General features: G+C 33.4%; 9 protein-coding genes. 6 read left to right on the forward strand and 3 right to left on the reverse strand.

The features are described 5' to 3' along the window. The coding region (locus Q0856_RS17435) for a hypothetical protein (protein ID WP_298507057.1) at positions 1-266 on the reverse strand (266 nt) is incomplete at its 3' end. A gap of 215 nt (positions 267-481) precedes the next feature. Here Q0856_RS17435 and Q0856_RS17440 point away from each other — a divergent pair. Together Q0856_RS17440 and Q0856_RS17445 are read left to right on the forward strand one after the other, a co-directional pair. Then, on the forward strand, positions 482-1,183 hold the full coding sequence (locus Q0856_RS17440; protein ID WP_298507059.1) for a response regulator transcription factor: 702 nt from the start codon (positions 482-484) through the stop codon (positions 1,181-1,183). After that, entirely contained in the window at positions 1,183-2,676 is a 1,494-nt protein-coding gene (locus tag Q0856_RS17445; protein ID WP_298507061.1) for a HAMP domain-containing sensor histidine kinase, read from the forward strand. The genes Q0856_RS17440 and Q0856_RS17445 overlap by 1 nt, the downstream gene beginning before the upstream one ends. Positions 2,677-2,757: 81 nt before the next feature. Here the strand turns inward: Q0856_RS17445 and Q0856_RS17450 are convergent, their stop codons facing one another. Further along, complete coding sequence (locus Q0856_RS17450; protein ID WP_298507063.1) at positions 2,758-4,227, reverse strand: magnesium chelatase; 1,470 nt, start codon at positions 4,225-4,227, stop codon at positions 2,758-2,760. Positions 4,228-4,404: 177 nt separating this feature from the next. Further along, the gene (locus Q0856_RS17455; RefSeq protein WP_298507065.1) at positions 4,405-5,562 is read right to left on the reverse strand and encodes a VWA domain-containing protein; all 1,158 of its coding nucleotides are present in this window, start codon (positions 5,560-5,562) and stop codon (positions 4,405-4,407) included. Between the two features lie 276 nt (positions 5,563-5,838). Between Q0856_RS17455 and Q0856_RS17460 the strand changes: the two genes are divergently transcribed. From Q0856_RS17460 to Q0856_RS17475, 4 genes are all read left to right on the forward strand, one after another. After that, positions 5,839-6,234, forward strand: a complete 396-nt coding sequence (locus Q0856_RS17460) for a DUF3592 domain-containing protein (protein ID WP_298507067.1) — start codon at positions 5,839-5,841, stop codon at positions 6,232-6,234. A 370-nt stretch (positions 6,235-6,604) separates the two neighbouring features. After that, complete coding sequence (locus tag Q0856_RS17465; RefSeq protein ID WP_298507068.1) at positions 6,605-8,386, forward strand: phage baseplate assembly protein V; 1,782 nt, start codon at positions 6,605-6,607, stop codon at positions 8,384-8,386. 5 nt (positions 8,387-8,391) lie between these two features. After that, entirely contained in the window at positions 8,392-9,726 is a 1,335-nt protein-coding gene (locus tag Q0856_RS17470; RefSeq protein ID WP_298507071.1) for a hypothetical protein, read from the forward strand. Between the two features lie 61 nt (positions 9,727-9,787). Continuing rightward, the coding region (locus Q0856_RS17475; RefSeq protein ID WP_298507073.1) for a DUF6531 domain-containing protein at positions 9,788-12,951 on the forward strand (3,164 nt) is incomplete at its 3' end.

Below are 12,951 nucleotides of genomic sequence, written 5' to 3' on the forward strand. Positions count from 1 at the left end.
ACTGTACTGTTACATTCTAAGCTTACTCCTTTTGCATAATCTGCTTCTCCATCGCCTACACAAAAGGTAAATGGACCGCCACTGATAGTTCCCCCATCTACTACTGCGAATATTTTTGTTTCGCTTGGAATAGTAGTCTTTTCATTATCATTTGCAAACAAATTATAAGATCCTAATAAAAGCATGCATATGATAATACTTAATGTTCCTATCCGACTTAAATTATGGGAAAGGATAATTTTGTAATAAAGTAAAGTTTTCATCATAATATTGTGTTTTAATAAGTTACCTATCAAACTAAGACAAAACATATCATGAAAATATCACAGAAGTGTAAACTTTTTGTTTCATTTTGTAAGTATTCCGTTTTTTACACTACTATTAATGTCCTGATTCTTATTGTAATAACAAAGAGCTTTAACTGTTTTTTGTATTTGTGATAGTTATGTGATACTTTTTAATTTGTTTCGTAAATTCAACTATGAAGAAAATACTAATAATAGAAGACGACCCAGAAATTGTTAAACTTTTAGAGATTCATTTAACAGATTCTATATATGAAACTTCCAATTCTATGGATGGAGCATTAGGATTGCAAATGGCTTTAGACAACGAATATGACTTAATATTGTTAGATTTAACCTTACCTAGTATGGATGGCGTGGAAGTTTGCAAAAAACTACGAGCTAAAAAGAACACCCCGGTTATTATGTTAACCGCAAAATCTGAAGAAATAGATAGGGTTTTAGGTTTAGAGATTGGTGCCGACGATTATATTACAAAGCCATTTAGTATTAGAGAACTATTAGCTAGAGTTAAAGCAGTAATGAGGCGGACAGATAATACTAGTTCAAAAGTAGAGACAGACGATTCTTCTTCTATAGTTGCTGAAAAAATGCTAATCGATATTGATAAAAGAAAAGTAATTGTAGATGGTAACAAAATAGAACTATCTCCTAAAGAATTTGAATTATTAGTGTTAATGGCATCTAACCCGGGAAGGAATTATTCAAGAACCGAGCTTTTAAATATGATCTGGGGATATAATTTTGAAGGTTATGAACACACCGTAAACTCTCATATTAATCGCTTAAGAGCCAAAATAGAATCGGACATGACTAACCCAATATATATTTTAACAACATGGGGAGTTGGTTACAAGTTTAATGAAGAAATACTATAATGGACAATAAAAATAAGGCACTTACCCCAAAATTGGTTAAAAAATTATGGGTCGCTTTTGTACTATTAATTTTATTAATGGGAGCCTCTTATATATTTATAACAGGCTATTATGCAAACAAATACAACCAAGCCACAACGCAACAAGTAAATGCAAATATTGCAAACCATGTTATTCAAGAAAAATTCACTAATGCTTCTCCTTTTCTTGAAGATGGAAGTGTAAATAAGCCATTATTTGGGGATTTAATGCACGATATGATGGCAGTAAATCGAAGCATAGAGGTTTATTTATTAAATGATATTGGTGAAATTTTGTACTCTGTAGTTTTAGATCATAGTGATAACGCTCCTTCTAAAACTGTTGCCTTAGGGCCTGTAAAAGAATTTATAAAAACAGAAGGAGCCTCCTTTGTAAAAGGAGAAGACCCTAGAAATCCTGGAACAAAAAAGATATTTTCTGCCGCACCATATGAAGTCGAAGGAAGGAAAGGATATGTATATATTATTCTTGCTGGAAAGGATTTTCAAAATATTAGTAATAGTTTATTAAGTTCTTATTTTAAACAATTAGGAATTGGAGCAACTCTATTAACCATGCTGTTTTCTGTTGTTATTGGATTAATCAGTATATGGTTTTTAACCAAAAATCTAAGATTAATTACTGGTACCGTGCGAAGGTTTCAGGAAGGAGATTTAGACGCTAGAATTGAAAATCCGGAAGATTCGGATATCGAAATATTTGCAAATTCATTTAATGAAATGGCAGATACTATTGTAGGCAATATGGATAAAATGAAATCTGTGGACTTACTCCGTAGAGAACTTATTGCCAATGTATCTCATGATTTACGAACGCCTTTGGCTATTCTTAAAGGATATATAGAAACGCTTCAAATTAAAAAGGATAACCTTTCGGAAGTTGAAAAGGAGGAGTATTTGCAAATTACGCATGACAATGTAGATAAGCTATCAAATTTAATAAACCAATTGTTTGAATATTCTAAGTTAGAAGCGGAACAGGTTACCCCTATTAAAGAGCCTTTTTCTATAACAGAATTGTCTCATGATTTAGTAGCAAAATTTAAGGTAATAGCACAGAAAAAGGAAATAACACTTCAAATAGAAAATCCAAACTCTAACTGCATGGTATTTGCAGATGTAAGTTTAGTAGAAAGAGCTCTTCAAAATTTAATCGAAAATGCTATAAAATATACAAATCCTCATGGTTTGGTAACCTTAACTCTAAACAAAATTGATGATAACGTAGAAATAAACATAACTGATACTGGTACTGGAATTCCTGTTAATGAACAGCCTTTTATTTTTGATCGCTACAAACAAGTAAATAAAAACACTAAAAAACAAGGCTATGGTTTAGGTTTAGCTATTGTTAAAAAAATTATGGATTTACATGATACAACTATAACAGTATTGAGTAAACCAAAAGAAGGAAGTTCCTTTATATTTAACCTACCTGCGTATCAAGTATAATGCGGGGAAAATTAATTGTTATGTAAAAAGGCCATTTTAATTGTTTATTAAAATGGCTTTTTTGTTCCTTATTTGTTTTTTTTATAATCCGCTTATATAGCTACCATATAAATCTTTAAACTGATAACCTTCAGAAAATCGATGTTTGCTTAGTTTTTTATGAGCAACCAATCCCCAAAGCAAAACTTCTTTTAGAAAATTTGTGTCTTCCTTAGGAAAATCTGGCTGATACTCTTTTATTAACTGTGTCAAAGGTGGTATATCATTTAAAGATCTATGATATTCTTTATCTGTATAATCGTCTTCTAATTCAAATCCTTCTCCGTCATAAAACCATTGTATAAGGGCATCATAAGGAGTTTCTCCTCCTTTACGTTCTAATTTATTTATTACAGGAAAATAGGTCGTAAAAATAGTTTTTACAGCTTCGTCTAATAACAAACTAGCAACACCATCTGCACCTTCTTGTTCTCCTTCATAAACCAATTCTATTTTTCCAGTAATTGCAGGTATAATCCCAATAAAATCGCTTAATCTCACTGTAGTTTTATCGGCTCCACTTAGCAGAGTTCTTCTTTCGGCTGTACTTAATAAGTTTTCAAAAGCGGTTATGCTAGTTCTAGCACTTACACCACTTTTAACATCTACATACTCACTCTTGCGAGCTTCAAAACTAATTTGCTCTAAAATATCTTTTGCCAAACTAGGAACATAAACAGCATCCGTCTGTCTAGAATCTAAATTAGATTCTTGTTCCGTAATCTTACGTGCCGTTTCAACATCTTCTGGATAATGAGTTAATATTTGGGATCCTATTCTATCTTTTAACGGCGTAACAATACTCCCTCTATTGGTATAGTCTTCCGGATTAGCAGTAAAAACAAATTGCAAATCTAAAGGCAAACGTAGTTTAAAACCTCTTATTTGTATATCCCCTTCTTGTAAAATATTAAATAATGATACTTGTATTCTTGCTTGTAAATCTGGCAATTCATTAATAACAAAAATACAACGATTAGCGCGTGGAATCATTCCAAAATGTAAAACACGCTCATCTGCATAAGACAATTTAAGATTTGCAGCTTTTATTGGATCTACATCCCCTATTAAATCTGCAACAGTAACATCTGGCGTTGCTAATTTTTCATAAAAACGGTCGTCTCTATGCATCCATGAAATTGGTGTTTTATCTCCTTTTTCTTTTAATAATTCTATGGCATAACGAGACATTGGTTGCAAAGGATCATCATTTATTTCGGAACCTTCTACAACAGGAATCCATTCATCTAACAAAGTTATCATTAACCTTGCTAAACGGGTTTTTGCTTGTCCACGAAGTCCTAGTAAATTTATGTTATGTCTAGATAAAATAGCTCTCTCTAATTCTGGAATAACCGTATTCTCATAGCCCCAAACTCCTTCAAAAGTAGTCTCTCCATTTTTTATTTTATTTCTTAGATTATCTCTAAGCTCGTCCTTTATACTTTTACTTTTATATCCTGCTTTTTTTAATTCTGCTAATGTGGATATTTCTTTATAATTCAATTTCATATATTTTTTTTGTTCTTGGTTAATGCTTGTTTATGTCTCATTTTCTAGAATATGTATTTATTCACTAGCAAACAACAAGCCTCAACTTACTTATTTCTATTTTTTTTAAATATTTTAAACCGATTTCGACTTTACTAAATCTCAAAATTTATGAGGAATAAGGGCAGCCGAAGCAATCTATTTTAACCTCTTTCTTCTATTAGTTTCATAATCTTCAAAAATCATTTCCCCCAGACCTTTTAAACCCGTAAAAAATGCTTTCCCTTTATTGGCTGCTGTAAACAGTCTAATAAACTTCATTAAATAAGGGTCTTGCGCTATCATAAAAGTGGTAATTGGAATATGTAATTTTCTAGCTTGGCTAGCCATATTATAACATTTCTCTACAATATACTCATCAAGACCAACACTATTTTTATAATACGTGCCGTCTGGCATACGTAAACAACTTGGTTTACCATCTGTAATCATAAAAATTTGCTTATTTGTATTCCGCTTTCTTCGAAGCATATCCATAGCTAATTGTAAACCAGCTACTGTATTGGTATGGTAAGGCCCAACTTTTAAATAAGGTAAATCTTTAATAGGAATTGGCCAAGCATCATTACCAAATACAAGAATATCTAAAGTATCTTTTGGATATCTTGTCGTAATAAGTTCTGCCAATGCCATGGCCACTTTTTTAGCAGGTGTTATTCTATCTTCGCCATACAAAATCATACTATGGCTTATATCTATCATAAGCACTGTACTCATTTGCGCTTTATGCTCAGTATCCTCTACAACTAAATCTTCTTCATTTAGAGTAAAGTTTCCAATGCCACTATTTACTTGCGCATTTTTAATACTCTCGGTCATAGAAATATTATCTAAACCATCTCCATATTTATATGCTCTTAAATTTCCAGTATGCTCATCTCCACTACCGGATTTTCCAGTTTTATGGTTCCCAGAACCACTACGTTTTAGCTTACCAAAAATTTGGTCTAATGCACGTTTTCTAATAATACGTTCCATTTTAGCGGTAATAGAAACTGTTCCTTTAGGATCTTCTGTACCCTCCCCATCATCATTTGGTTCTCCTCCTCCATCTTCAAATTCCTCGCGTATATACCCTTTTTGTTTTAAGTCTTCAATAAAATCATCAATGGTATAGTCTTCATCTGTAAGTTGGTATTCTTTATCTAATTCTCGTAACCAATCTATAGCCTCATCAAAATCACCAGAGGTATGTGTTATAAGTTCCTGAAAAATATCAAACAACTTTTCAAAAGGGGTTTGATTTGGAGCTTCATAAGTAGAGAAACGAAATCCTTTTCTTGTTTGTAATCCCATCCTATAAAAATAACACATTAACAAATTATAAAATAGCTTTTAAGAAAACTTAACTATTTGTAAAAATTATAAATTATCTACCTTTTATTAGACGTACAAAAAAGTTAAACTTAAAGATATAACCCATTCCAAAATAAATTCTATAGTTGTACATATAGTTTTAGAAGCACTAACAAAACAAATTCTTTATCTATCTAACTATTATATTACAAAATAATTAATTTCATTACTTTAGTAGCCCCCACTCTTAGAAAATTAATACTATATATGTTTGTTATGAATACTTTTTTTAAAATAGCCCTAATATGTCTTTGCTTATTTTTTTCTTCTCTTAACTGCAATGGTCAAGAAAATTCGGAAAGTTGGATAGAGACCAAAGCTAAAATCACAGAAATACATAATAGTATTAGTCGAAAAGGTACACAGGCATTTGTAGATGTTTCTTATAGTACTTCTAATGGCAAAACGTTTCAAAGTAGAGTTAAAGTAATGGCAATTCCATATATTGGCACATTAAAATCTAAAAACGACTCTATTGTAATTTTATATAATAAAGAAACTCCTCAATTAACCAAAACCTCTGAAGTGTCTTTCTTAAATTCCTATGGAATTTACCTTTTGTTTGGAGCAGGAATTCTATTTAGTATCTGGAACTTTACAAAAAAAACGTAAACAACCTTGGGGCAAGCCCACGAGGCATTAGAAGGAAAATAAGCATTGATTTCGACGCAAGCGTCGGAGCATTTAAATCTCGATTATCGAGTAAACCTTTATAACATTTATTTAAGTTACAAACCATCACAATTAAATTTGTTTTAAGGTACTCTTTGCTAGATAATAGAGATTTTTATATTTATGCCATGCTACAATACTGGTATAGTAAAGTGACAGAAAACTTAGTACATAATTCCTATTACTCCCATCCCTTTATGAGGCTTTCATTAAAATTAAGCCCTTAGGTTAATACCGTTCATCGATTTTGTATTGTATTTTTTAGAACACGTCAGAATTCTCCTTATTTTAACATCCAAAATACAACACTATGCCAAAACTAATTAAACCCACGCTTATTATAGATGGAGAAATTTTTCTGCCTAAATCTGGTTTTACAGTAGCTATAGAACTTGCTGTGGGCACCCATAGTTCTTTTCAAGTGGTATATCAAACCAATGCTACAGAAGGCTATAATGGGACTTTAATGAACAATTCCATTAACTATTCTGGCAAAAAAATATCTATTGGCCTAGACGATGGGCAATTAGAATATGTGGGTATTATTACTTCCGTTGCCTTACAAAAAGGAACTGGTGGTTCTGGTAGTATTGTCCTTTCTGGACAAGGGGCTAGTATTCTACTTTCTAAATCGGTACAATGCTTTAGCTATGAAGAAGGCTCTTCTTTTAGCCAAGTAATTACCGATACTTTTAAAGGGCACTCTAAAGACCTCTTAAAAATGGAATTAGGTAGTGGTACCAATATTACACTCCCCTACACAGTGCAATATAATGAGTCTGACTTTGCTTTTTTACAACGTATGGCAGCACGTTATGGTGTTTGGATCTATGATAATGGAAGAACCTTTTGCGTTGGGCGTACAGGAGATAAAGAATTACAAGGAATTTATGGCCAAGATGTACAATCCTTTGGGTTGTCTACCAATCTACAAGCACAAAATAGTGGATACACTTCCCAAGATTGGGTAAACGATTCTGCTTTAGAAGCAGTATCCGCAGCACATAACGCTAAAAGTGGGCATCCTTACGCTGCACAAATAAAAAAACAGTCTGAAGCTGTTTTTGCAAAAAAAGAAAACTATGCTTGGAACCATAACCAAAACGAATATAGCGGACAACAAGGTTTAGACCATATTGCTAAGGTAGACACTTTAGGTAAAGCTGCTAATATGATTATAGCAAATGGCACCTCTGAATTGGTTTCCTTACGCGTTGGCGATAGTTTAGTTATAGAAGGTATTAATTATGCAGATAAGACTAGTAGAGACTCTTTTGGTTCGTATATGATTACCAAACTAACACATCGTTTTGATCATAGTGGCAATTATGAAAATCATTTTGAGGGGGTTCCTGAGGGTACACCACACCCGTATTATAGTGCTGTTTTTGCAACCCCAAAAGCAGAAGAGCAACGCGGATTGGTGTTAGATAATAATGACCCAGATGGTTTAGGAAGAGTTAAAGTACAGTTTGATTGGCAAAAACAAATGAGTACCACTACCCCATGGATAAAAATGCTAACTCCTTATGGTGGTGGTGGTAAAGGTTTTTACTTTATTCCAGAAATTAATGAAGAAGTACTTGTAGGTTTTGAAAACAACAACCCAGAAAAACCCTATGTACTTAGTGCTGGTTATAATACCAGTGCAAAAAGTGGACTTGCAGACGCAGAAAACAATATAAAGGCCATACAAACTAAGAGTGGCAACAAGGTACTCATGAATGATAAAGATGGTAGTATTACTATTTCTGATGCAGATGGCAATACTGTTGTCATGAATGGAAATGGCGAAATTACCATAAGTGCAAATAAAAAACTGACATTAAATTCCGAAGAAATTAATATTATGGCTTCCAAAACAGTAAATATAGATGGAGTTAATAATGTTAATATTATCTCAAAAGAAATAATGACAGAAGGTAGTTCTAAAGTAACCACAAACAGTGCTGCTAAAATAGAAATGACTGCACCAAGCACGAAGGTTGAAGGTACAACAGAGCTTAAATTAAAAAGTAGTGGAATTCTTGAAGCAGATGGTACAACAATGACCAATGTAAAAGGCGGATTACTAAATCTAAATTGTGGTTAATTTTCATGAGTAACGAACACAATCCTGTGGCTCAATTAGTCACAAAAATTCAACAAAAATGGCTTACTGAAGTAAGCCCATATTCTCACTTGCAATGGATACGATGGATAATACGACCAGATCAAGTTCGTTTATACGAAGGTTTTCTAAGATTAGAATCTACCTCGAATGGTGTAATACCCGACATACCTATTGTAATGTTAACTGCCTTTGATAATAGTAATATACATAGTAAAAATATTATTAAAGATTGGTTAGATAACTATGAGAAAGACACCAAAGTACAAGACCAACTTTCTCAAAGAAAAGAAGAAATACAATGGGATAAAGAATATTTTAGAAGCGCATTAAAAAAACCAAAAACAAATTTTGATGCCTTGTTATTAGAGTTGTTAGAGCGTTTTCAAGATGCTCTACCAGATACTCAACAACATTTAATATTATCTCTTTTTCCATATACGGTACAATCTTCCTCTGACTATAAAAAATGGATGGATAAATTATTACATATAGGCCTTCCTAACAAAACTAGATTAATGGTTTTTGATCATAGTCCAGAACATTATTTCGAGGAAATTCAAATAAAATATAAGGAGATAGGAAAATCTATATCCGTAGAATTAGATTTAGAAGGAGCTATGAAAAAATTGGCTCTTTCAGGAGATCCTAATGACCCAGAAGTGCAATTTAGACAATGCATGTTAGAGATGGGAAATAGTACTTCTAAAAATAATAGAAAACGATTACATCATTGGGGCGAAAAAGGTCTTGAGGTTACACAAAAAACAGGTTCCAAAGCGTTCTATGCTACTGCTCACACAGTATACGCAGGTATGTTGTTTCATTTTAAAGAATTCGACACTATAGATAAACTACTAAATAAGGCTTTAACCATAGCTAAGCAAGGAGTTACAAGCGGAGATGAAACAGCAAAGCCTATTATTTTACAAACCTATGGTTTTATGGCTGCAAGTATGCAACATCAAAAAAAAATAGACTCTGCTGTAGAGCTTTTTTGTAAACAAGCCAATATAGCTGTTTCCTATAAAATGTCGCAACAAGCCTTATCTGCCTATGTTACAGCATATACCTTAATAAAGAAAAAAAATGTTTTATGGTATCAAGAAATTGTAGCAAAAGCCTATAATTTTGGAATAACTCTAATGTCCGAAGAACTAAAAACTAGTCCTATAAGCAATATAGCTCTTGCCTATTTTGAGTTTTCTAACAAAAAGAAACAAGAAAAAATTGATTCTTTTATGACAAACTTAGAGTCTAAAAATTGGAAAGAGAAATTAAGTACAGAAGAAAAACAACTCAAAACTAGTATATCTAAGTAATAAAGAATAAAATAAAAGAGTAGATAACAAAATTTGGTAAGCAAAATTAAAAGAAATACGTATGTTATTAGCTAATAAACATTTTACACCCATACTGGGAATAGACATACATATTGTCATTATCTTAGGTGCTCCTGTTCCTATACCGCATCCATTTATTGGAATGGTAATGGACCCGATGGATTATATTCCATTTGTTGGATCCACTATCAACGTAAATGGCGTACCAAAAGGTAATAGCCAAACTTCGGGTTTATTGGGCACTTATTTTCATATACCTATGGGAGGTCCTTTTTTAATGGCGCCAATGATTGGTCATGATTCTGTAAACTTTTTTGGAAGCACTACGGTCCATGCCGAAGATAATTATTTTTCTCCTGCCGGCTATATGTTAATGTCCTGTAATGATATAGGAATGCCACTTACTCTAGCCCCAGGAAAAAAACTAAAACCAATTCCTAGTTTGTATTTGCCAACTTCAATGACCATTCCATTACCAATGGGAAAACCCGTAATGGTTGGCGGGCCTTATGCTCCAGATTTACTAGGGATGTTAACAGGAATGGCAATGAGTTTTGGTTTTGGAGCTTTAATGAAAGGTGTTGGTAAAGGCCTTGGTAAAGGACTAAAAAAAATTAACAAATCTGTACTTAAAAAAATTCCTGCTACAGAAGGCCTTAGTAAAAAACTATGTAAAATGGGTTTTGAACCTGTAGATTTAGTAACTGGCCGTATGGTTTATGATGGAGAAGATTTTAGTTTAGCAGGCCCCATTCCAATACACTGGGAACGCAATTGGTATTCCGATTCTGCTTATCAAGGTCTTATGGGGCATGGATTTCACTCTAACTATGACCTATCCTTACATATTGACCCTAAAGAAGACGCTATAATATTGCGCCTACCAGATGGTCGTATTACAGCAATGCCGTTATTACATAGTCCTGGGGAACAATATTATAATCGCACAGAAAAAATTACTCTTAACTATGTAGATAAGTACACCTATGAGTTAGAAGATGCTAACGAGCAACTAACCTACATTTATAAAAAAAGAAATGCAACCCTTTTTAAGCCAACTGAAATAGTTAATAAAGAAGGTTTTAAGGTACAAATGCAATATAATGCTGCAAATATCCTTACCCGCATTATAGATAGTGTGGGTAGATTCGTAGAATTACAATTAGACAAATATAACCGCATTACAGAAATTAATGTAAAACACCAAGGGCAGGTACGTAAATTAATAAACTACGGCTATAACAAAGAAGGTGATCTAATTCGTATTAGCGATGCCCTAGACCAGCAAACCTTAATGGAATATGAAAACCATTTAATGATCAAAAAAACAGATCGTAATGGACAAGCATTTTATTGGCAATATGATGGAAAAAAAACAGGTGCTAAATGTATTGCAACCCAAGGAGATGGCGGTGTTCTCTCTGGAACCTTAGAGTATAAAAAGGGGCATAATATAATTACTAATTCTTTAGGGCAAAAAAGTGTTTATTACTATAATAATCTAAACCTTTGTACCCAAGTAACAGACCCAATGGGAGGACATATTTTTCATGAATACACCTCTTATATGGAACCGTATCGAGACATAGATGAAGAAGGCAATACCACAGGATATAGCTATGACCAAAGGGGAAATTTAATAGGCATTCACCAACCAGATGGCGCAATAACTACTTTCGTTTATGATCAAAAAGATAGACTAGTTTTAACCAAATACCCTATAGGAGATTCAGTAATTAGAACCTATAAAGAAGACCAATTACATGCAATTATTGCTGCAGATGGTGGAGTAACCTCTTTTGATTATAATGATAAAGGATTAATCTCCGAAGTTCGAGATAATGCAGGTAATACATCGCAATTATTCTATGATGCCGATTATAATTTAAAACAAATGCAATTGCCAAATATGGCAAAAGCAGAATGGGAATATGATACTTGGGGGCGTTGTATTAAAACAAAAAATGCAGAAAATCAAGAACAACATTTTATATATGATGCGCTAAACAGAGTAAGCCAAATTGTAGAGGCAGACAACAATACAGTATTACTTAAGTACAATGCCTACGATGAAGTCGTAGAAATGAATCAACGTTACGGAAAAGTAAAATTTGCCTATACCCCAATGGGTAACCTTAAAATGCGAGAAGAACGAGGACGCAAAGTTTTTTTTAATTACGATACCGAAGAACAATTACGGTATATAGATAATGAACATGGAGAACGCTACCGTTTTAAGCGCAATGCAAACGGTAATATCACTACAGAAATTGGTTTTGATGGTCTTACAAGGAATTACCAACGCGATCGTGCCGGAAAAGTGTACAGAGTTAACCGTCCAGGAGGTAAATATACAGAATACGAGTACGATATTAATGGTAGAATAACACGATCCGAACATAGTGATGGTAGTTGGGAAACCTATAGTTACGACCGTAACGGCAATCTTATTGAAGCTGTTAACCAAAATAGTACCGTACAACTCATCCGCGACAATGCAGGAAGAGTTGTTGCTGAAAACCAAGACGGGCACCTTGTTGAGGGTACCTATGACAAATTAGGCAACCGAATACAAATTACAAGTAGTCTAGGTGGAGAAATAGACCTATTGCGAAACAAAATGGGCCAAATAGAAACCATGAATGCCCAAGTAAATACTACCAATAAAGAAACTACACAAAAAAAAGCAAACCCATGGTCCGCCAATTATACATATAACTCTATTGGTATGGAGGTAGAACGTATGCTACCAGGAAGCATTACTACCCAAAAAAAATACGATGAAGCAGGCCGCCCAATAGAACATATAGTAAACCGCGCTGATAGCAAAATAAGACACCGAACCTATAACTGGAATGTGAACGACCGTCTTACCCGCATGGTAAACCAGCTAACCAAAGGGCAAGTAACATATACACACGATAATTTTGGAAACCTAGCCTCTGCTAAATATGAAAACCATGATATAGATTACAAATTACCCGATGAAATTGGTAATCTATACCGTACAAAAAATAAGAAAGATAGAACTTATGGCCCTGGGGGGCAATTATTAAAAGCAAATGGGAATACTTTTACCTATGATGAAGAAGGCAACCTAATAAAAAAGACTACAACTAAGGGAGTATACACCTATACGTGGTATGGTAATGGAATGTTAAAAGCCATTACACAACCAAACCACAAAACCATATCTTTTGAGTA

Origin of the sequence: uncultured Maribacter sp., assembly GCF_947496775.1 — a bacterium.
In the GTDB taxonomy this organism is placed as follows: Bacteria; Bacteroidota; Bacteroidia; order Flavobacteriales; family Flavobacteriaceae; genus Maribacter_B.